Source organism: Occultella kanbiaonis (assembly GCF_009708215.1).
Taxonomy (GTDB): domain Bacteria; phylum Actinomycetota; class Actinomycetes; order Actinomycetales; family Beutenbergiaceae; genus Occultella; species Occultella kanbiaonis.
This window is the reverse complement of sequence record NZ_CP046175.1, coordinates 884,615-904,456: the sequence shown is the minus strand read 5'-3', so window position 1 is coordinate 904,456 and position 19,842 is coordinate 884,615. Positions and strand designations below refer to the sequence as shown.

At 72.0% G+C, this 19,842-nt stretch carries 17 protein-coding genes; 8 read left to right on the top strand and 9 right to left on the bottom strand.

Annotated elements, in window-relative coordinates; translation table 11 throughout:
- Positions 1 to 71: 71 nt before the first annotated feature.
- A complete protein-coding gene (locus tag GKS42_RS03850; protein ID WP_154792648.1) occupies positions 72 to 1,496 on the bottom strand; it encodes an FAD-dependent oxidoreductase in 1,425 nt (474 codons plus the stop codon).
- A gap of 82 nt (positions 1,497 to 1,578) precedes the next feature.
- On the opposite strand from GKS42_RS03850, the gene GKS42_RS03845 reads away from it, so the two are divergent.
- Complete coding sequence (locus GKS42_RS03845; RefSeq protein ID WP_154792647.1) at positions 1,579 to 1,953, top strand: ArsR/SmtB family transcription factor; 375 nt, start codon at positions 1,579 to 1,581, stop codon at positions 1,951 to 1,953.
- A gap of 105 nt (positions 1,954 to 2,058) precedes the next feature.
- A complete protein-coding gene (locus tag GKS42_RS03840) occupies positions 2,059 to 4,095 on the top strand; it encodes an HNH endonuclease signature motif containing protein (RefSeq protein ID WP_154792646.1) in 2,037 nt (678 codons plus the stop codon).
- A gap of 90 nt (positions 4,096 to 4,185) precedes the next feature.
- Here GKS42_RS03840 and GKS42_RS03835 read toward each other — a convergent pair whose 3' ends face one another.
- Positions 4,186 to 5,091, bottom strand: a complete 906-nt coding sequence (locus tag GKS42_RS03835) for a hypothetical protein (RefSeq protein ID WP_154792645.1) — start codon at positions 5,089 to 5,091, stop codon at positions 4,186 to 4,188.
- A gap of 280 nt (positions 5,092 to 5,371) precedes the next feature.
- Positions 5,372 to 6,010 (bottom strand): HAD-IA family hydrolase, encoded by a 639-nt coding sequence (locus tag GKS42_RS03830; RefSeq protein ID WP_154792644.1) that lies wholly within the window; start codon positions 6,008 to 6,010, stop codon positions 5,372 to 5,374.
- A gap of 137 nt (positions 6,011 to 6,147) precedes the next feature.
- On the opposite strand from GKS42_RS03830, the gene GKS42_RS03825 reads away from it, so the two are divergent.
- Both GKS42_RS03825 and GKS42_RS03820 read left to right on the top strand, forming a co-directional pair.
- Positions 6,148 to 7,968, top strand: coding sequence for a patatin-like phospholipase family protein (locus GKS42_RS03825; RefSeq protein ID WP_154792643.1), 1,821 nt, complete (start codon positions 6,148 to 6,150; stop codon positions 7,966 to 7,968).
- Complete coding sequence (locus GKS42_RS03820) at positions 7,965 to 9,560, top strand: patatin-like phospholipase family protein (protein ID WP_154792642.1); 1,596 nt, start codon at positions 7,965 to 7,967, stop codon at positions 9,558 to 9,560. Before GKS42_RS03825 ends, GKS42_RS03820 begins: the two co-directional genes overlap by 4 nt.
- 25 nt (positions 9,561 to 9,585) lie before the next feature.
- Here GKS42_RS03820 and GKS42_RS03815 read toward each other — a convergent pair whose 3' ends face one another.
- Both GKS42_RS03815 and GKS42_RS03810 read right to left on the bottom strand, forming a co-directional pair.
- A complete protein-coding gene (locus GKS42_RS03815) occupies positions 9,586 to 10,293 on the bottom strand; it encodes a hypothetical protein (protein ID WP_154792641.1) in 708 nt (235 codons plus the stop codon).
- Between the two features lie 77 nt (positions 10,294 to 10,370).
- Positions 10,371 to 11,234 carry an amidohydrolase family protein gene (locus tag GKS42_RS03810; protein WP_154792640.1) on the bottom strand — a complete coding sequence of 288 codons (864 nt, stop codon included), beginning with the start codon at positions 11,232 to 11,234 and terminating at the stop codon, positions 10,371 to 10,373.
- A gap of 130 nt (positions 11,235 to 11,364) precedes the next feature.
- Between GKS42_RS03810 and GKS42_RS03805 the strand changes: the two genes are divergently transcribed.
- The 3 genes from GKS42_RS03805 (at position 11,365) to GKS42_RS03795 (ending at position 14,714) form a co-directional block, all read left to right on the top strand.
- The gene (locus GKS42_RS03805; RefSeq protein ID WP_154792639.1) at positions 11,365 to 11,835 is read left to right on the top strand and encodes an AAA family ATPase; all 471 of its coding nucleotides are present in this window, start codon (positions 11,365 to 11,367) and stop codon (positions 11,833 to 11,835) included.
- 113 nt (positions 11,836 to 11,948) lie between these two features.
- A complete protein-coding gene (locus GKS42_RS03800) occupies positions 11,949 to 13,688 on the top strand; it encodes a pyruvate dehydrogenase (RefSeq protein WP_154792638.1) in 1,740 nt (579 codons plus the stop codon).
- Positions 13,689 to 13,742: 54 nt separating this feature from the next.
- On the top strand, positions 13,743 to 14,714 hold the full coding sequence (locus GKS42_RS03795) for a calcium/sodium antiporter (protein ID WP_154792637.1): 972 nt from the start codon (positions 13,743 to 13,745) through the stop codon (positions 14,712 to 14,714).
- Positions 14,715 to 14,754: 40 nt separating this feature from the next.
- Here the strand turns inward: GKS42_RS03795 and GKS42_RS03790 are convergent, their stop codons facing one another.
- Positions 14,755 to 15,342: a TetR/AcrR family transcriptional regulator gene (locus GKS42_RS03790; RefSeq protein WP_154792636.1), complete on the bottom strand. Its 588-nt coding sequence runs from the start codon at positions 15,340 to 15,342 to the stop codon at positions 14,755 to 14,757.
- 5 nt (positions 15,343 to 15,347) lie between these two features.
- Positions 15,348 to 15,932, bottom strand: a complete 585-nt coding sequence (locus GKS42_RS03785) for a sugar O-acetyltransferase (protein ID WP_154792635.1) — start codon at positions 15,930 to 15,932, stop codon at positions 15,348 to 15,350.
- A 37-nt stretch (positions 15,933 to 15,969) separates the two neighbouring features.
- Between GKS42_RS03785 and GKS42_RS03780 the strand changes: the two genes are divergently transcribed.
- On the top strand, positions 15,970 to 17,304 hold the full coding sequence (locus GKS42_RS03780) for an MFS transporter (protein ID WP_154792634.1): 1,335 nt from the start codon (positions 15,970 to 15,972) through the stop codon (positions 17,302 to 17,304).
- On the opposite strand, the gene GKS42_RS03775 is transcribed toward GKS42_RS03780, so the two are convergent.
- Positions 17,243 to 18,625 carry an NAD(P)/FAD-dependent oxidoreductase gene (locus GKS42_RS03775; protein ID WP_154792633.1) on the bottom strand — a complete coding sequence of 461 codons (1,383 nt, stop codon included), beginning with the start codon at positions 18,623 to 18,625 and terminating at the stop codon, positions 17,243 to 17,245. The genes GKS42_RS03780 and GKS42_RS03775 overlap by 62 nt on opposite strands.
- Positions 18,622 to 19,674, bottom strand: a complete 1,053-nt coding sequence (locus tag GKS42_RS03770; protein WP_154792632.1) for a semialdehyde dehydrogenase — start codon at positions 19,672 to 19,674, stop codon at positions 18,622 to 18,624. The genes GKS42_RS03775 and GKS42_RS03770 overlap by 4 nt, the downstream gene beginning before the upstream one ends.
- Between the last annotated feature and the right edge of the window lie 168 nt (positions 19,675 to 19,842).

Sequence of the window (19,842 nt, the reverse complement as noted above, 5' to 3'; positions counted from 1 at the left end):
TGGCGCTCGCCGGGCGCTCGAGTACGCCGGGTGGGTGCTGGGCCGGGACGCGGTCCCCGACCGACCCGGTTTCAGTCCCTCGGCGTATCGCCCGAGCGACCGTGCACCACGCCGGTGGCGAACCCGACACCCGCAGCCGCGCCTACTCCCAGCGTGACGAGTTGGGGCTCGTCGGGCGACGCACCGCAGCACGAGCCGGACCCGCCGTCGGAGTCTCCCGGCAGGTCCGTGGAGCAGACCCCGGTCGCGGGCAGGCTCAGCTGGAGCGTGTCCGCGTCGACCCGGTTCCCCGACAGTGCGGCGGCGATCGAGCGGACCTGCTCGTACCCGGTCGCCAACAGGAAGGTGGGCGCGCGGCCGTAGGACTTCATACCGGCCAGGTAGAACCCGTCGTCGGGATGCGCCAGGACGCGCTCCCCGTGCGGAGGAACGGTGCCACAGGAGTGCTGGTTCGGGTCGATCAGGGGCGCCAATGCCGTCGGCGCCTCCACGACGGGATCGAGGTCGAGGCGAACCTCGCGCAGCATGTCCAGGTCGGGGCGGAAGCCGGTCGCGTTGACGATCGCATGCGTGTCGAGGTCGAGGCGGTCGTCCTTGGTCAGGCCGAGGACCTTGACCGTGTCACCGCTCGGACGGAGCTCCTCGATGCGCACCCTGGTGAGCAACTGCAGCCTTCCGGCGTCGACGGCGTCGCGGAGCTTGGTCCCGAGGAGGCCGCGCGCAGGCAGCTCGTCGTCCGTCCCGCCGCCGAACAGGCGACGGGCCGAGCCGCCCCGGATCGCCCACGTGATCGTGGTGCCCGGCTCGGACTCGGCCAGTTCGACCAGGCTCAACAGGCTGTTCGCGGCGGAGTGCCCCATGCCGACGACGAGAGTGTGGCGGCCCGCGAACCGGAGCCGCTGCGCGCCGAGGACGTCCGGGAGCGGCCCGGTCAGATACTCGCCGGCCCGATCCTCGCCCATGGCGGGCAGACCACCCCGGCCCAGCGGGTTGGGCCGACCGAACGTGCCCGAGGCGTCGATGATGGCGCGGGCGAGGATGTCCACACTCTCGCGACGCTCACCGACGACGGCCCGCACCCGGTAGCCCCGGCGGTCCCGCCCGAGACTCTGGGTCTTGTCGGCGCCGTCCCTGCTGACTGCGACCACTCGGGTTCGGGTCCGCAGCCGGGATGCGATCGCATCGGTGTCGGCCAGCGGGGTCAGATAGCGCGTGACCAGGTCGGCGCCGGTGGGCAGCCCCTCGGCGTCCGGCATCAGCCAGCCCGTGGGTTCCAGGAGCCGCCGCGCCGCGCCGTCGACGTCGTACCGCCAGGGCGAGAACAGCCGCACCTGGCCCCAGGAGGCGACGGCGGACCCGGGACCGTCGCCGGACTCGAGGATGAGCGGTTCCAGACCGCGTTCCAGCAGGTGCGCCGCAGCGGCGAGACCCACCGGCCCGGCTCCGATCACCACGATCGGCAACTCGTCCCGCCGAACGTCAACTGTGCTGCCCATGACCAAGCTCCCATCGAGAAACGTCAATATGGCAAGATTGGGTGACATATCGAAGATTGTCAATCCGTGCCAGAATGGGCCCATGTCGACCACAGCCGGGACAGCGCTCACTGGCGCCGATTGCTGCGCACCTCCCGCCGGTGACGCCACCCTCGACCCGGCGACCGCTCGGGACATCGCGCAGGGATTCAAGGCGCTTGCCGACCCGGCCCGCGTCCAGCTCCTTGCGATCATCGCCGCACAGTCCGATGGCGAGGCCTGCGTGTGCGACCTCACCGAGCCGGTGGGCCTGTCCCAGCCGACCGTGAGTCACCATTTGAAGATCCTGGTCAGCGCCGGACTGCTGGCACGCGAGCAACGTGGCCGCTGGGCGTACTACTCCCTGCGGCCGAACCCGCTGACCGAGTTGGCGACCGGTCTGATCGACTCGACGACGGCGACCGCACCCTCCGCCTGATCCACCGATGAGAACCCCCGTCCACAGGGCGAGTGCCGATGCCCCGGTATCCACATTTTCGTTGATATCTTGCGGATTCTCGAGCATGGACCTACGATAGAACACATGTACGATGCGAGTGGTGGCGAGTTCGGGGACCGGATCGGGACCCCGCCCTGGGACGTGGCCGTGCTGGCCACGGACCCGGCCTGGTTGGAAGCGTCCTACGCCCTGTTCGACCGGGTCGAGGAGTTCCCCTTCGACGATCCCGGCCGCTCAGGGTCCGGTGGCACCTGCGATGAGATTCCCCCGGTCGACTTCGAGGCCCTGGCCGAGCGGCCGCGGGTGGACTCCTTCACCCTGGCCGAGCTCGAACGCGCGCTGGGTTCCGATCGGGACCTGTCCGGGATCGATGAGTACGACCTCGTCGAACTCATCGCGCTGTGGCGGCAACTGGAGTCCGCGTGCGCGGCCGGGGTCCGGGCCACGTCCGCCGAGCTCGCCGGTCGGGTCCCGATGAGCATGGACAAGCCCGCCGTGCTGGACCGCAGGACGAACTTCCGCTCCAGCATCGCCGCCGAGGAGATCGCGCCCCGGCTCGGGTGCTCCAAGCGCGAGGCGAACCGGCTCATCAGCGTCGGCAAACTGCAGGACACGATCGCCGCGCCGACCGGTGACGCCCTCGCCGCCGGGCTCATCGACGCCGCCAAAGCGGACCTGATCGCGACCGCCGTCTCGGTGCTCGACGCCGAACCCGCCCTGGCGGTCCAGGCCGAGATCCTGCCCAAGGCACCAGGGTGGACCCGGTACCGCCTCGAGCGTGAGATCGCCACCGCCGTCGCGCAGGCAGACCCGGCCAACTTCACCCAACGCGCCCGGGTCGCTTCCGAGAAGCGGTACGTCTCCCGGGCCCGGATGGTCGCCGACGGCATGGCCACCCAGACCCTGTACTGGCCGGCCGTCGACGCCCTCACCTTCGATCTCACCCTGGACGCCGCGGCCGCGACGGCTAGAGCCGCAGGCGACCCCCGCACCCTGGAACAACTGCGCCCGGACATCCTCGCCGACCTCATCGCCCACCACCTCGCCACCGGACAGATCGGCCCCCACCCCCAACCCGCGGCCGGACCGACCACCGACCCCGCCACCACCATCGCCGTGACTGGCGCGAGCGATACGACGGCCCCGACCACGGTCGCCGAACAGCCCACCGGGACAGCTGCCGACACAGTCGCCGAACAGCCCACCGGGACAGCTGCCGTACAGCCCACCGCCACAGCTGCCGAACAGGCCACCGGGACAGGCACCATCCCGGCAGCCGAGCAGCCCACCGCCACAGACACCGCAGCCGAGCAGGCCAGCGGGGCGAATGCCGTCACGGCCGGCGCGAAGGCACCGGTCGCCGCCGTCACCGGCGGTGCCGCGCCACCGGCCGCGCCCGGCGCCGCGTTCGGCATCGGTACCGCGGCCGGCCCCGGCACTGGTAGTAGCCCCTTGTCCGGAAGTAGCTCCGCGTCCGGGGTGGGTGATCCGAACCTGGCCACGCCCGCAGGCCGGGGCGCACCGCGGACCTGGCCGATCGGGATCCTCGGCGGCCACCGCGCCCAGATCGTCGTCCACGTGCCGCTGTCGACCCTGCTCGGCGGCGACGAACCCGGCAACGTCGAGGGCCTGGGCCCGATCCCGGCCGACGTCGCAGCAGCGATCGCCGCCGGCGGCACCTGGACCCGCCTGGTCACCGACCCCCTCACCAACAAGATCGTCGACTACGGCACCACCCGCTACGAGCCACCCCAGAACATGATCGACCGGGTCAAGGCGAACGAGCCCGACTGCATCGCCCCCGGCTGCAGCGCGTCCGCGCGGCAGACCGAGCTCAACCACCGCGTCCCCTACCCCATCGGACCCACCAGCGACGACAATCTCGACCCGATGTGCCGCCGCGACCACGTCCTGGTCACCCACGGCGAGTTCTCCTACGAGCGCGCCCCGGACGGCACGATCACCTGGCACACCCCCACCGGCCACACCTACCAGCGCGACCCCAACGGCACCATCACCAAACTCAGCCGCGACATCCACCACCCCGGCAGCAACGGGAAGGCGCGCTACCGCACCCCCGACCCCAGACCCGTCGACCCTGATGAACCTCCACCCTTCTAGCAGGTCGGCAGGATCGCCCGACGGTGCAAGTCACAGGTCGGCGGGAGTCTCGGTCGGTGGCTGCTCACCAACGTTGGCCCCGGTCGGTGGCTACTCACCAGGGTCGTCCTCGGTCAGCGCCTCCCAGGCCGCGAACGCGAGCAGTCCTGGCACCTGCGCAATGCCGAGGACGCCGTTCTCCTTGAACGCCTCGTCCGTCATGTCCGTGAGGATCTCGTTGTAGCGGGTGCCCTGGATCCCGTCATAGATCAGGCCACCGGCCACGCTCCCGACGCCCCATGCCGCCCCGACCCCACCGGACACCGCCGAGCCGATCCAGGGCGCCGCCGCGGTGATACCGAGTGAGGTGCCGTTCTGGACGATCGCGGTCGCGTCGCCTTCCTCGATGCCGGTCACCAGTCCGTGGGCGTCGAGAACGGTGCCGAGGCCGGACAGTCCGGCCAGCCCCACGCGCTCCGCGTTGGTGACACCGGCCTCGATGAACTCCCGGGCGACCTCGGCCGTGGCAAGGTTGTTCGCCACGTCCTCGAAGACGCGCAACGTTCGCGCCTGCAGGGCCAGTTCCGGCAGGCTCATCGCGAACGAGCGCAATCGTTCGAGGTTCGTTCGTAGGTCACCGAAAGGGCTCGGGCCCTGCCCGCCCGCGCCGCCGGCGGCCGCGCCGGCCGCGGTCCCTACCGCGGCACCCGCGCCCACTCCTGCCTGACCCGATCCGGCCACGCCCGCCCCGCTCGTCCGAAGCTGGTCCTCGGCGTGCTCGACCAACTCCAGACCTGCGTCGATCAGCGCGCTCGACGCCCGCATGAGTGCCGGCGACCACTCCAGTTCCCATGCGGTTCGCGCGGCGAGGGCGTCCGGGCCGTTCCAGATCATCGTGTGGCACAGGCCGACCGTGATGCGCACGCAGACCGTGCGGAGCTGCTCCGCGCCGGCGGCGTAGGCCTTCGCGGTCGCGATCAGGGCATCGACGTCGCCGCCGTGGGTGACAGTGCTCATCGGGTCCTCGCAGAACTGTTCGGGGTGTCGCAGCGCGACGCCAGCTGGGGAGCAGCCGCGTCGACCGGATCCCCATCGTGGTCGCGTCGGAGACTCCGCGGCCAGCGCGGCCGGGGTGGAACGTTCCGGTGCTTTCCTCGAGCGGTACGACCAACAACCCGTTCGGCTCCGGGCCGCAGGCGGCACGCTCGGTGCGCTCGCCGAGCGCCGCTTGAGATCACGCCCGTGGACCGCGGGTCCGGCGCGACACATCGCGATCGGCCTGGAGCAGCCGGGCGCCTCAGACGCTCGGCGGGCGTGAGGCGAACGCGACGATGTCCCGTGCTGCCGCCGCGAGCGAGGGATAGTGCCTCGCGGCACCGGGAACGGCCTCGCTGCAGTTCACGCACCACACCGTCATGGCGGCGGCGATCCCTGCGGCAGCACCCGAGGGCGAGTCCTCGACCACGAGGCAGTCGCGGGGTTCGACCCCGAGGCGTTCCGCAGCGAAGAGGTACGGGTCCGGTGCAGGCTTGCCCCGGCGGGTCGCGGCGTTGTCCACGATGACGGCCGGCACGGGCAACCCGAGCCGCTCGAACCGGCGCACGACACGACGCTCCGCATTCGACGTCACGAGCGCCCAGGTCCGACCCGCGAGCGCCTCGAGCAGCGCGGCGGCGCCCTCGATCTGCCGCACGTCGCCGTGCGCGGCGTCCTCATCCTCCAGTTCGTCGAACCTCGCCGCAGCAGACCGTGCATCCGACCCCGGCAGCAGCTCGGCGGCGGTCTCGATCGGGCGGGTCCGCTGTGCCACGGCGTAGACGGTGTCCGGATCGAGCCCGAACTCGCCTGCCCATTGCGCCCAGATCCGCCGTTGGCCGGCGAGCGCGTCGACGAGGGTGCCGTCGACGTCGAAGAGCACTGCGGGCGCGACCGTCATGCGCCCAGCCTGGCATCCGGACGACGCGTGGCACGCATCGGCGCGACCGCCCGCTGGCCGACCGCGGCAGCACGCAGGCGGGTCTGAGGTACGGCAACCACAGCGCCTTCCTCCGGCGGTACCCCTACAGTGCGGGTATGGGGACCCCAGCCAACGTGCTGCGATCGGCACGCCACGCAGTGATCAAGCTGCTCGGAGGCGTCCCACGGCCCTCGAGCGCCGCAGGCACCGGACCCGAGAGCGCGACCGGCCCATCGGACGCCGCCACCGCCCCGGGACCCGGGCCGGGCACCGCGGCGGCCGAGGTCGAACCGGTGGTCGGCCTCGTCCTCGGTGGCGGTGGCGCCCGGTCGTCGTTCGAGATCGGGGCGCTGTCCTACCTCTACGAGGTGGAAGGGATCACGCCCTCGGTCATCACGGGCACGTCCGCCGGGTCGGTCCTGGCGGGGATCCTGTCCCAGCACGGCGACCTGGCCGGGCAGCGGCGCACGGTCGCCGAACTGCGTCGGATCTGGCTCGGCATGACCACCAGCTCGGACATGTTCGCGGAACTGCCATGGTTCACAGCGCTTCGCGAGGACATGCCCACCTGGCGCAGACTCGCCGCGATTCAGGTCCGGGCGGCCAACCGGGTCTCGCTCGTCGAGAGCCTCGGCACGGTTCTCGCCGGCCCACGTCGCGCGGTGGACCGGCTCACCGAGCGCGCGCGAGCGGCGGCGGGAGAGAACCGCGCAGGCGTGGGCCGGGCATCGGGCGCGGAGGGCGGGACGGCGGCGGGGCAGAGCCCAGTTCCTACTGGGCAGCGCCTGCCTGCAGATGCGGACCGTGCCCTCGACGGCAATCCCGTGCCCTCCCCGACGCCGACGGCACGCGATCAGGTTCCGCCGGAGCACGACCCTTCGTCCGCCGGGTCCAGCCCGCTCGAGCTCCTCTCCGCGCTCTGGGATGTCGGCCGGACCGGGCCGGACGTGAACGTCGTCCTCCGGGGCGCGGCGCGGGAGCGGTCGGCGTTCGTGGTGGGCCCGATCATCGACCAGCTGCTGGACCCAGCCGTGTTCGACACGGCGCTTCCGGCGACCTCCGGCGTCGAGCTGCGGCTCGCCACCGTGCACCTGGAGTCCGGCGAGCTGCGCTACGTCGACGGCGCCGGACGCCTTCGCGATGCCGCCGACCGGCTCCTCGACGAGAGCCCGGTCGCGCTCGATCAGGCGATCCTCGCCTCCTGCGCGATCCCCGCCGGGCTGCCCCCGGTCCGGCTGAACGACGGCACCTACGTGGATGGCGGTGTTCGCGAGAACGTGCCGGTCGACATCGCCTACTCCAGCCTCGGCGTGGAGCGGTGCTACGTCGTGACCGCGAACCCCGTCGGGCTCCCCGTGGCCGATGACTTCAGCGGACAGGCACTGCTCGAGATCGTGATGCGCGCAGCCGCGGAGATCATGCCTGACGAGATCCAGGCCAACGAGGTCGAGCGAGCCCGCGCCCTCGGCGCCACGGTGATCGACCCCGAGCTGGACATCCACGACATCATCACCATCGAGCCGGGCCTGATCGCGATCGCGATGGACTACGGCTACCTGCGGGCAGCTGACGTCTGCGCTGACGCCACCGAGGCCGAGCACGCCCGCACCCGGGACCTCATCAACCTCCGCCGCCTCATCTGGAGCGTCGAGGACGACATGTTCGCAACGCTCGGACCGGCCACCGCCCCAGGTGCGCCGACTTTGAACGTCGGCGCCGCCGTCGACCCGCGTTCCGCCGAGCCCGGACGGATCGAACCGGCGCTCGGCGAACTGAAGCGCCGCCTCCACGAACTGGTCGCGGAGTTCCCACCGGAGCGGCTGCCACCCGGCGCCCTCGACTGGTGGCGCACGTGGGAGAAGCACGCCACCCCGATCACCGCCACGCCCGACTGGCTCGACACGGACCCGGCATCCTCTCCTACCCTTGAGTCATGACCGGTGCACCGGACCTGACCACGAGTCTGCGGCATCGGCTCATTCGTCTGCTCGGGGGCGAACCCGTGCCGGACGGGCGGACCGCCGCCCCCGGTCCCGAAGCCGAGCCCGCCGAACCGGCGCCGCAGCCCGAGGACGTCATCGGTCTCGTCGTCTCCGGCGGCGGCGCGCGCTCGAGCTTCCAGATCGGCGCCCTGACCTACCTCTACGAGCAGGACGGGTTCGCCCCGCAGGTCATGACCGGCACGTCGGCCGGGTCCATCCTCACGGCCGTGATCGCGCAGTACCCCGACCAGGCCGGGCAGCGGGAGGCGGTCGCGGATCTGCGCCGGCTCTGGCTCGGGATGCGCAGCAGCTCGGACCTGTTCGAGGAGCTGCCCTGGTTCACCAAGCTCCGCGAGCACATGCCGACATGGCGCAAGGTGATGGCCCTGCGGCACCGGCCGAGCAACCGGACCGCCCTGACCACCAACCTCGCGTCCGTGCTGCAGGGCCCGATCAAGGCCGTCGAGCGACTGACCGCACGGCAGTCCGAACACCACGAGGAGGCGACGAGGCACGCACCGGCCGAAGCCGCGCTGGTGACGGCCGACCATGACCAGACACCACCCGAGCACACGCCGCTGTGGTCCTCGGGCAACGTCCTGGACACGCTCGCGACGATCTGGGAGGCCGGCCGGACCAGCACCGACGTGCAGACGATCCTGACCGGGGCGCAGACCGAGCGCGCCGCCTTCCGCCCGGGTCCCCTGGTCGACCGGGTCTCCGACCCACGGCTGTTCGACGCCACCCAGCTGGCCGCCTCCGGGATTCGGTTCCGAGCCGCGGTGGTGGCGCTGGAGTCGGGCGAGCTGCGCTACGTCGACGAGTTCGGACGGCTACGGGACCGCACCGACGCGCTGCTGCCCGAGGAGGACCCGGTCGACCTCATCGAGGCGATCCGGGCCTCCTGTGCGATCCCGGCCGTCTTCGCGCCGGTCCGGCTGAACGACCAGCACTACGTCGACGGCGGAGCCCGGGAGTCCTTGCCCGTCGAGATCGCGGTGTCCGCGTTGGGCGTGACCCGCTGTTTCGCGGTGGTCGCCTCACCCGCGGGGCTGCCGTGGGACGGTGGTTACGCGGACAAGGACATGCTGGAGATCGTGATGCGCAGCGGCTTCGGCATCATGACCGACGAGATCCAGCTCGACGAGATCCGACGCGCGCAGTCCGCCGGGGCCATGGTCATCCAGCCCGAGCTGGACATCCATGACCTGCTCACCGTGGAGCCCGGCCTGGTCTCGATCGCGATGGACTACGGGTATCTGCGCGCCCGCGACATCTACTCGGACGCCTCCGCCGAGGCGCACGAGCACACCCGTAACGTGATCAATCTGCGCCGCCTCATCTGGACCACCGAGGACGAGATGTTCAACCCGGCCCGCGATCCGGCCCTGACCCGGCCGCCGATGTCCGAACTGGTCGAGCTCAAGCTCCGGCTGCGCGAACTCCTCGAGGAGCACCCGGCCACGCTCCCACCGGGAGCCGCCTCGTGGTGGCGCACCTGGGAACGGCACGGCTACCCGATCGGCGAGGAGCCGAACTGGGGCTGACGTACCGGCTCAGAAGTCGCCGAAGTCAGAAGTCGCCGAAACCGCCGAAGTCCTCGAAGCCACCACCGAAGTCACCCAGACCACCCGCGTCACTACCGCCCGCGTCGGCCGCAGCATCACTGCCGCCACCGTCAGCACCCGCGTCAGCGCCGCCGTCGGCACCCGCGTCGGCACCGCCATCGGCGGCCGCGTCCTGCGGCACTTCCTGGGTCGGGTCGGCGAATGCCGGGCCGAACAGGGCGTTCGCGACGGCCGAGCCGATCACCACACCGGCGATCGTGCCGAGCAGGCTGGAGCCCATCATGGCGCCGAAACCGGGGCCGCCGCGCTGGCCGCCGAAGGTGCGTTCAAGGGTGCCCGGCTCGCGCACCTCGGCGCGGGTCGCCATCCGCGCGAGATCCTGCGGAGAGTCCGACGGCGCCCGTTCCGCGGGCGGGACGACGGCACCAAGGTCATCGAGCACCTGCCGTCGCTGCTCCGGCGTGAGCCGGGAGAACGCCTCGGCGTGGGCCTGTTCCACGGCGTCGGGCGGCGCGGTGCTCACGAGGTACCGGTACCGGTCGATCGCCACCTGATCGGGGCTCCGTCGGGCGTGGTTCTGGCCGGCCGGGGCAGGCTGGCCGTACGCGGCCTGCGGGTGCTGCCCGTAGGCCTGGCGTCCGGGCTGGGAGTTGGCGCGATAGGGGTCGTAGTCGTTCGGCTCGCGGCCGAGGATCCGGTCGAGCAGGCCCATGATGAATCCTTCCGGGCTGGGAGATGTCTCCCCCTGCTCAACGCGTGGCGCGCCGCGTGGGTTCCCCGACCCTGCGCTCAGGCGGCCTCCAACGGGTCCAGTCCGTACCATCGGGTCGCCGCGCCGGTGAAGAACTCCCCCAGCAGGGCGTCGTCGGCATCGACAACCTCCAGCGCAGCCTCGGCCGCAGCGACCACCTGGGCGTAGGAGCCGCCGATCAGGCAGACCGGCCAGTCGCTGCCGAACATGATCCGACGCGGACCGAACGCCTCGAGGGCCGCGTTGAGATAGCCGGCCAGGGTCAGGTCGGCTGCACCCAGATCGCCCGTCTGGGTGGCGTAGCCGGAGAACTTCAGCGCGACGTTCGGCGCCGAGGCCAGGGGTGCGATCACGGCTGCCCACTCCCCCGGCGTGGTCCGGTCCAGGTCCGGCTTGGCGAGGTGGTCGACCACGAACGAGGTGTCCGGATGCGCCCGGACCGCCTCGGCCGCAGCAGCCAGGTGCTCGCCACGCACGAGCAGATCGATGGTCAGGTCACGCTCGCCGGCGGCCGCGAAGGTCCGCGCCGCCTCCGGTCCGGCCAGCCAGGCCGGGTCCACGCGCTGCTCGCTCAGGTCCCGCAGCCCGACGAGCAGGTCCGATGCCGGATGGTCGGCCAGCGCGTCGAGTCGCTCCGTGAGGTCCGGGGCGCCGAACGGCACCCAGCCGACCACGCCGAGCACGTGCTCGTGCCGCGCGGCGAGGTCGAGCAGGTACGGCGTCTCGGCGTCCTGCGGCACGGTCTGCACGATGACGGCGTGGGTCACCCCGGTGGGTTCGGCGGCGGCCAACCACTGGTCCACGTCGAAGTCGCGGCCGATGACCGGTGCCAGCTCCGGCCCGATCCAGTCCTGCGGGTGCACGGCCAGATCCCACACGTGGTGATGGGCGTCGATCCTCATGGGTCACATCTTGGACCCCGGGTCCACACCTCGGGCAACCCGGCTCGCCGTCCGGGCGCAGCCGGCGCGCGACGTGCATCCCGAGCGGGACGGGGTTCGTCCCGGACGTGGAGCACGCCACAATGCACCCATGGCTCGCATCCTCCTCACGGGCATGTCCGGAACCGGCAAGACGACCGTCCTGGCCGAGTTGCGCCGTCGCGGGCACCTCACGGTCGAGACCGACGAGGGCGGTTGGGTGCTCCCGGACGCCACCTGGGACGAGCCGCGCGTCACGGCGCTGCTGGACGAGCATCAGGACCTGTTCCTGTCCGGCACGGTCGAGAACCAGGGCCGCTTCTACGACCGGTTCGACCACGTGGTCCTGCTCAGCGCCCCGCTCGAGGTGATGCTCGAGCGGGTCCAGCGCCGGACCGAGAACCCCTACGGCGCCACCCCGGAGCAACGGGCCGAGATCGCCCACTACACGGAGACCGTGGAACCGCTGCTGCGCGCCGGCGCGAGCGTGGAGCTGGACGGTCGGCGCCCGGTGGCCGAGCTCGCGGACGCGCTCGAGGAGCTGGCCGGCCGCGGCGAGAGCGACGCCGGAGCACCCAGGTAGCGTTCCGGGACCAACCTCCGGGCCGAGCGACGTCCCCTTCCGCGGGTGGCGCCGGCGGCGGATCCCGGGAGAATGGACGAGGTCCACCCCCACCGCTCGGAGGGAAACATCCCATGGCCGTGACCGTCGCCGAACAGCTCGTGAACCAACTCGTGTCGGCTGGGGTGAAACGGATCTACGGGATCGTCGGGGACAGCCTGAACCCGGTGGTCGACGCAGTCCGGCGCACCGCCGGGATCGACTGGGTCTCCGTGCGACACGAGGAGGTGGCCGCGTTCGCCGCAGCCGCGGAAGCGACCGTGACCGGGGAGCTCACGGCGTGCGCGGGCTCCTGCGGCCCTGGCAACCTGCACCTGATCAACGGCCTCTACGACGCGAACAGGTCCCGGGTGCCGGTCATCGCCATCGCCTCGCACATCCCGACCAACCAGATCGGTACGCAGTTCTTCCAGGAGACCCACCCGGACCGGCTCTTCACCGAGTGCTCGGTGTACTCCGAGATGATCTCCAGCGCCTCGCAGATGCCCCGGGTCGCGAACACCGCGATCGCGCACGCACTCGGCGCGCCCGGCGTCGCCGTTCTGACCCTGCCCGGCGACGTCGCGGACGAGGAGGTCTCCGACACGGCTCCGACGGTGTGCGTGACGAGCAACCGCCCACGGGTCGTACCGCGCGATGAGGACGTCGCCGAGCTTGCCGACGCCATCAACACCGCGAAGAAGGTGACGTTCTTCGTCGGCGCGGGCGCCCGGGACGCCCACGACGAGGTGATCGCGCTGGCGGATGCGGCCGCGGCCCCGATCGGGCACTCGCTGCGCGGCAAGGAGGTCATCCAGTACGACAACCCGTTCGACGTCGGCATGTCCGGCCTGCTCGGCTACGGCGCCTGCTTCGAGGCGATGAACTCCGCCGACCTGCTGGTCCTCGTCGGCACCGACTTCCCCTACGACCAGTTCCTGCCCGACGACGTGCGCACCGCCCAGATCGACATCGACCCGACGCACCTGGGCCGTCGGACCCGGCTCGACCTGAGCGTGGTCGGCGACGTCCGCGAGACGATGCTCGCGCTCGCCCCGCTGGTGCGACGCAAGTCGAACCGCCGGTTCCTGAACTCCATGCTCAAGAAGCAGGAGACCCTCATGGACAAGGTGGTGAGCGCGTACACGAAGAAGGTGGAACGGACCACCCCGATCCACCCCGAGTACGCCGCCGTGCAGCTGGACGAGACCGCCGGCGAGGACACCGTGTTCACCGTCGACACCGGCATGTGCAACGTGTGGGCGGCGCGCTACCTGACCCCGAACGGCCGCCGCCGGGTGATCGGTTCGTTCCTGCACGGCTCGATGGCCAACGCGATGCCCCACGCGATCGGGGCGGCGTTCGCCGAGCCCGGCCGCGAGGTGGTCGCGATGTGCGGCGACGGCGGCCTGTCCATGCTGCTCGGGGACCTGATCACCATCCGGCACTACGACCTGCCGGTGAAGGTCGTCGTGTTCAACAACGCGAGCCTCGGCATGGTGAAGCTGGAGATGCTCGTCGAGGGACTCCCGTCCGCGTTCACCGACTCCCCCACCGTGGACTACGCGGCCATCGCGACGGCGATCGGGATCCCGGCCGTCCGGGTCGAGCACCCCAAGGACCTGCGCAAGGCCCTGACCGGCGGATTCGAGCGATCCGGCCCGGCGCTGATCGACATCGTCACGGACCCGAACGCGCTGTCCATCCCGCCGAGCATCACCGGCAAGCAGATCAAGGGCTTCGCGACGGCGATGACCAAGGCCGTCCTCGGCGGTGGCGGCGCCGAGGTGATGTCCATGGCCCGGTCGAACCTGCGGAACATCCCACGCCCCTGACGATCGCGTGAATGCGAGCCCGCCACTGCCTCGGGCTCGGTACTGTGACTGGCGATGCCCGCCCCGATAGCCATCCTCCTCGGACTCCTTGCGCTGATCGGCGGCGCCGAGCTCCTCGTCCGCGGCGGGTCGAACCTCGCCGCCCGCCTGGGCATCTCTCCGATCGTCGTCGGCCTCACGGTCGTCTCGCTCGGCACCTCGATGCCCGAGCTGGCGATCGGCCTCCAGGCGGCCACCTCCGGCAGCGCCGGGCTCGCCATCGGCAACATCGTCGGCACGAACATCGTCAACCTGCTGCTGATCCTCGGGCTGAGCGCGCTGATCCGGCCGATCCCGTTGGAGACCCGGACGATCCGGATGGACCTGCCGGCCATGCTGGTCGCGTCCGTCCTGCTCGTGCTGCTGGCGCTCGACGGCGTCCTGTCGCTCTGGGAGGGCGTCCTCCTGCTCGGCGCGGGGCTTGCCTACACGCTGCTCATCGTGCGCACCGCGAAGCGCGAGACCCCGGCGATCAAGCACACCTACGAGGAGGAGTACGAGGTCCCCGAACGCGCACGCACCGGCCGGCGTGGCCTCATCGACCTGCTCCTGCTCGTTGGCGGTATCGCGATCATCGTGTTCGGCTCGGACCTGCTCGTCGGCGGCGCCGTCGAGATCGCCACCGACCTCGGTGTGTCCGAGGCGGTCATCGGCCTGACCATCATCGCGATCGGCACCTCGGCCCCGGAACTGGTCACCACGATCGTCTCCACGATCAAGGGTGACCGGGACATCGCGCTCGGCAACCTGCTCGGCTCGAGCGTGTACAACATCGTGTTCATCCTCGGTGCGACCATGATCGCCTCCCCGGCCGCGATCGCGGTACCCGCCGAGGTGCTCCGGGTCGATCTGGTCCTGATGTTCGGCGTGGCCATCGCGTGCATCCCGGTGTTCGTGTCCGGGCGCAAGATCAACCGGATCGAGGGCGCGATCTTCGTCGCCGCGTACGTGGCCTACCTGACCTACCTGATCGTCGCCCGCACCTGAGCCGACGGCCACCGGATCGATCTGTCGCAGCGCTGACCGTCTACGCGGACCCGGCGCAGACCCGCGCGATGGCCGAGGCGACGACCGCCCGGTCCTGCGGCTGCGTGTCGAGGGCACGGTGGATGGTCAGCCCCTCGATGAGGGCGTCCACGATCCGTGCGGTGGTCGGGTCGAAGTGGCGTTCCAGCGCGGCTCGGCTGGCGTTCATCCAGGCGTTCGTGAGCGCGCGATAGGACTCCTCACGAGCGGCGAGCGTGTACAGCTCGTGCGTCAGGACCAGGTCCCGGTGGGTGCTGAGCAGGTCGTCGCTGATCAGGGTGACGAGGGCTGCTCGCGCCGCCTCTGCGTCGCCGGCCTGCGCCATCCGCCGCTCGAACGTGGCGATCACCTCGGCGGTGAAGGCGCCGAAGGCCTCGTGCAGTAGGCCGTCCATGCCGGTGAAGTGGTAGGTCATCGAGCCGAGCGGGACGTCCGCCGCCGCCGCCACCCGCCGGTGACTCGTGCCCGCCACGCCATGCTCGGCGATGACATCGAGGCAGGCCCCGACGATTCGCTCCCGCCGGTCCGGGTCGAACCTGCGGACCCGCCGAGGCGCCGGCCTGCTCGAGCTCCCCAGCGCACCGGACATGGGTCTCACACGCTCCGGACCACGCGGGCGGGGTTGCCGACTGCGACCACACCCGCGCCGATGTCCCTCGTCACCACCGCGCCGGCGCCGATCACCGAGTCGTCCCCGATGCTCACGCCCGGGCACACGATGACGCCGCCGCCGAGCCAGACGTTGTCCCCGATCGTGATCGGTCGCGCCGCCTCGAGCTTGTCCCGCCGTGGACCGGGCTCCACCGGGTGGGTCGGCGTGAGCAGCTGGACGTTCGGGCCGATCTGGCAGTCGGCGCCGATCGTGATGGTCGCCACGTCGAGCGCAACCAGGTTGTAGTTGACGAACGTGCGGGCGCCGATGTGCAGGTTCTCGCCGTAGTCGACGAACAGCGGCGCCTTGACGAACGCCGCCTCTCCGAGCGTCCCGAGCAGTTCGGTGAGGATCGCCCGCGCGGACTCCTCATCCTCGGCGCAGGCCCGGCGATACGCCTCCTGGAGCCGGACCGCGCGCTGCGCCAGCCGTGCGTTCTCCGGGTCGTCAGCGATGTAGAGGTCACCGGCGAGCATCCGCTCCCGGTTCGTGCGGGGGTCGCCCGCGAAGTGGCCGTCCGAGCTCATGTCACGATCCTATCCCGCGATATGTACGATCGTACATATGAGTGCCTCTGTCCGAACCCTCCCCGCGCCGGTCGACCGCCGTGCCCGCGGCGCGGTTGCCGCCCTGTTCCTGACCAACGGTGCGCTGTTCGCGAACCTGCTGCCGCGCTACCCGGAGATCAAGGCCGCGCTCGGGCTCGAGAACGCCACCTACGGCCTGGTGATCGCGGCCTTCCCGGCCGGGGCCGTCGCCGCCGGTCTGGCGGCCGCGACCCTGATCCGCCGGTTCGGCTCGGGACGCGTCGCGGTGGCCGGCACGATCCTCACCGCCATCGGCGTGCTCACCGCCGGTCTCTCACCGTCGGTGGGGCTGTTCGCCCTCGCGCTGTTCCTCGGTGGAGCGATGGACGCGATCACGGACGTCGCGCAGAACGCCCACGGGCTGCGGGTGCAGCGCCGCTACGGGCGCTCGATCATCAACTCCTTCCATGCGGTGTGGTCGATCGGCGCGGTCCTCGGGGGTTCGATGGCCGCTGCCGCGATCGCCCTGGGGCTGCCGCTGGGGGTGCACCTGAGTGTCTCGGCGGTGCTGTTCGGGACGGTGTCCCTGGTGGCGCTGCGGTTCTGTCTCCCGGGACGCGACGACGAGCACGCCACCGTGGCGGCCGACGGCACCACGCAGCCCGGCACCACGCAGCTGGTCGCGCCGGCCGTCGACGCCGACGGTGCGGCGGGCGCCTCGGGTGGGGTGTCGCCCCCGGCGCCGCGACCGACGCGGGTGAGCCCGCACACCGTGTGGGTGCTGGTCGCCCTGGTGCTGGTGGCGACCGCCGGTGCGGTCGTAGAGGATGCCGGCAACTCGTGGGCCACGCTCTACCTGTCCGATGACCTCGGCGCACCCGCCGCGCTGGCCGCGACCGGCTACATCGCGCTCGTCGGCGCGCAATTCGTGGGACGGCTGCTCGGGGACTCCTTCGTGGACCGGTTCGGGCAGCGAGCCGTTGCCCGGACGGGTGGCCTGATCGCCGCGCTCGGGATGGGTGCCGCGCTGGCATTCCCCACCGTGCCCGGCACGATCGCCGGGTTCGCCGCCGCCGGATTCGGCGTCGCGACGCTCGTCCCGGCGGCCATGCACGAGGCGGATGAACTTCCCGGTCTGCGCCACGGCACGGGGCTGACCGTCGTGTCCTGGCTGATGCGACTCGGGTTCCTCCTCTCGCCGCCCCTGGTCGGCCTGGTGGCCGATGCGACCAGCCTGCGCGTCGGCCTGCTCGTGGTCCCGGTCGCGGGGCTCGTGGTGGTGGGCCTGGCGAGGGTGCTCAGTGGACGCGCTACGCCTGCCGCACCGGCAGGCGAGAGGGCGCCGGCTCCGGCCGCGAGCCGGACCGACTGACCGAGGCCCCGGCCCCGGCCGCCGCCGGCACGACCTGCGGCACCCCGGACCGACTGACCGAGGACCCGCCCCCGGCCGTCGGCACGACCTGCTGCACGCCGCGCCCGCCGCGCACCCGGCCACGGACGGAGACGAGGTCGCCCACGACGGCGAGCGCCCGCCGTCGGGACGGCATGAAGCGCATGAAGAACACCATCCGCAGCACCCACGCCAGGGCACCGGTGAACGGGATCCCGTAGAGCTCGCTGATCGAGCGGCCGAGCCCGAAGGACGCGGCGCGGCCGAGCCCGCGATAGGTGAACGGCCGCCGGACCCGGCCCGCGTACCCGGGCAGCCCGAGGTCGGTGTGCAGGCTCGCGGCCACGTTCGCGCCCGCGTGCGCACCCGCCTTGATCGCCCAGAGTGCGTTCGCCGGGACCGGCTCGCGGGTGCCCGGACGGACCACCCGTGCGGCATCCCCCGCCGCCCAGATCCCGGTGGTCACGGACAGGTCCGGCCCGGTGGCGAGTCGCCCGCGCTCGTCGCCGAACTCCTCGAGGCCCCCGATCGCGACCGGCGACTGCCCGACCGTGGCGATGACGGTCCCCGCGCGCAGGTAGGTCCCGTCGGCCAGGCGTGCCCCGCCGTCGTCCACGGCGGCCACCCGCACCCCGGTGCGCACCGCGACCCCGAGCCGGATCAGCTCGGCGCGGGCGCGGGCGCGCAGCCGGGGCTGGTCGTCGAGCTCGGGCAGCAGGCGTGGCCCGGAGTGGACCAGGGTGACCTGCAGGTCGCCGGCGCCACGGTCGGCCGCGGCCGCGGCGAGCTCCACGCCGGCCAGGCCGCCGCCGACCACGAGGATCCGACGATCCACGCTGCCGGCCGTTGCGTCGACGGCCGTCGCGACCCGGTCGGAGAGGGCCAGGATGTCCCCCGGGCCGCGCAGCGTGCGCCCGTGGTGGGCCATCCCCGGAACCCGGCCAACGGGCTCGCGCCCACCGGTACCCACCACGAGCGCCGTGTAGGAGAGATCGGAACGGACGCCGTCGTCGACGCGTTCGATCTCGACGAGGCGCTGCCGACGGTCGATGCGCACGGCTCGCGCGGGCAGGATCCGGGCGTGCGGCATGACCTCCGCCAACGGCGTCCGGGTGCGCTCGTACGGCAGGATCCCCGCGATCACCTCGCCGGTGAAGCCGTGGAAGCTGTGTGCGTCGTCGGGGCTGATCACGACGATCTCGACCCGGCCGCTGCGGATCTGGCGACCGAGGCGGCGCATCAGTGCGCGGTAGGCGAACAGGGTCACGTAGCCGCCGCCGAGCAGCACCACCCGGGCGTTCATGCCGCCACCAACGTCGTGGTCTCGGCCAGGGGTCTGCCGAAGGAGGTGGGTGCGGCGGGGGTGAAGCCGAGGTGGGCCAGGTCCGCGGCGAGGGCCCGGGTGTGGGCGACCTGCTCGAGCGTCGGCACGCCGAGGCAGAAGTGCCCGGTGTGGCCGGTCAGGGACAGCAGCGCGGTCTCGGCGAAGCAGGCGTAGGCCCGGCCGTTCGGCAGCCCGATGTCCCCGCCGGTCAGGCGCAGGCTCGGGATGCTCACGATCCCGCCGTCGACGATGGTCACGTCCGGGCGGGCGACGAGCAGGTCGGGTGCGGTGTTGCGTGGTTGCGTCGCATCCAGGACGACGGCGCCCGGGGCCAGGTGCTCCGGCCGCACCAGGGCATCGGCGGAGGCCGTGAGCAGGATGATCAGGTCCGCGTCGGCCAGGCCGGTCAGGTCCGTGCCGATCGTGGTCGGCACCCGGGGGCCGATCCGGTCCGCGAGCGCCTCCAGCCGGGGACGGGACCGGGCGATGAGGCTGAGGTGGTCGACCGCGGCGTCCGCGGCGAGGAGCTCGCTGACCGCGCCGCCGACGCTGCCGCTCGCCCCGACGACGGCCACGCGCCGGCCGGGTGCACCGGCTCGGCCGTCCAGGAGTTGGCGGGCCTGGGTGTCCACGATGGCGGCCGTGAAGGCGTTGCCGTTGGTGACGCCGACGTCGGTGCACCCGGACAGGCTCGAGCCGCCGCGGGTCACGGTCGCGGTGAGCGCCCCGAGACCCACCATCTCGGCCCCGGTGCGGGCGGCCACGTCGACGGCCCGGTGCACCCGGGCGCGTCCCTCCACGGGCGCCTCGAGCAGATGCCGCGCGCCGTAGGGCACCATCACGATGCGGCCGACCCGCCGGTCGTCGATCTGGACCCCGGCCATCGTGAACGGCCGAAGCGGCAGCCGGCGCAGTGCCAGGTCGTAGTAGCGCTCCGGCACGCGGGCCAGCGGCGCCCAGATCAGGCCAAGGTCCGGGGCCAGGCGGGTGCGCGGGTGGACGAGGAAGGCGAAGGAGGCGTCACTCATCGACGTCGGTCCTCTCGGGGAGTCGGGGGATCCGGTGGTGGGGGCCGGGTAGCAGGAAGAGGCGCGGCCGGGCCCGGTTGATACGCGATCGCTCGGGCCGGCACCCCTACGACTCCACTGACCCGAAATATCGATCGAACCCCACGCCACCCGCATCTTGCGCCAGCG

What these genes read in the sequence shown, in the direction of transcription:
- GKS42_RS03770 (WP_154792632.1), bottom strand. Translation starts at nt 19,674, where the DNA reads ATGAGTGACGCCTCCTTCGCCTTCCTCGTCCACCCGCGCACCCGCCTG.
- GKS42_RS03775 (WP_154792633.1), bottom strand. Translation starts at nt 18,625, where the DNA reads ATGAACGCCCGGGTGGTGCTGCTCGGCGGCGGCTACGTGACCCTGTTC.
- GKS42_RS03825 (WP_154792643.1), top strand. Translation starts at nt 6,148, where the DNA reads ATGGGGACCCCAGCCAACGTGCTGCGATCGGCACGCCACGCAGTGATC.
- GKS42_RS03830 (WP_154792644.1), bottom strand. Translation starts at nt 6,010, where the DNA reads ATGACGGTCGCGCCCGCAGTGCTCTTCGACGTCGACGGCACCCTCGTC.
- GKS42_RS03785 (WP_154792635.1), bottom strand. Translation starts at nt 15,932, where the DNA reads ATGAGCTCGGACGGCCACTTCGCGGGCGACCCCCGCACGAACCGGGAG.
- GKS42_RS03815 (WP_154792641.1), bottom strand. Translation starts at nt 10,293, where the DNA reads ATGGGCCTGCTCGACCGGATCCTCGGCCGCGAGCCGAACGACTACGAC.
- GKS42_RS03840 (WP_154792646.1), top strand. Translation starts at nt 2,059, where the DNA reads ATGTACGATGCGAGTGGTGGCGAGTTCGGGGACCGGATCGGGACCCCG.
- GKS42_RS03845 (WP_154792647.1), top strand. Translation starts at nt 1,579, where the DNA reads ATGTCGACCACAGCCGGGACAGCGCTCACTGGCGCCGATTGCTGCGCA.
- GKS42_RS03810 (WP_154792640.1), bottom strand. Translation starts at nt 11,234, where the DNA reads ATGAGGATCGACGCCCATCACCACGTGTGGGATCTGGCCGTGCACCCG.
- GKS42_RS03850 (WP_154792648.1), bottom strand. Translation starts at nt 1,496, where the DNA reads ATGGGCAGCACAGTTGACGTTCGGCGGGACGAGTTGCCGATCGTGGTG.
- GKS42_RS03805 (WP_154792639.1), top strand. Translation starts at nt 11,365, where the DNA reads ATGGCTCGCATCCTCCTCACGGGCATGTCCGGAACCGGCAAGACGACC.
- GKS42_RS03790 (WP_154792636.1), bottom strand. Translation starts at nt 15,342, where the DNA reads ATGTCCGGTGCGCTGGGGAGCTCGAGCAGGCCGGCGCCTCGGCGGGTC.
- GKS42_RS03800 (WP_154792638.1), top strand. Translation starts at nt 11,949, where the DNA reads ATGGCCGTGACCGTCGCCGAACAGCTCGTGAACCAACTCGTGTCGGCT.
- GKS42_RS03820 (WP_154792642.1), top strand. Translation starts at nt 7,965, where the DNA reads ATGACCGGTGCACCGGACCTGACCACGAGTCTGCGGCATCGGCTCATT.
- GKS42_RS03795 (WP_154792637.1), top strand. Translation starts at nt 13,743, where the DNA reads ATGCCCGCCCCGATAGCCATCCTCCTCGGACTCCTTGCGCTGATCGGC.
- GKS42_RS03835 (WP_154792645.1), bottom strand. Translation starts at nt 5,091, where the DNA reads ATGAGCACTGTCACCCACGGCGGCGACGTCGATGCCCTGATCGCGACC.
- GKS42_RS03780 (WP_154792634.1), top strand. Translation starts at nt 15,970, where the DNA reads ATGAGTGCCTCTGTCCGAACCCTCCCCGCGCCGGTCGACCGCCGTGCC.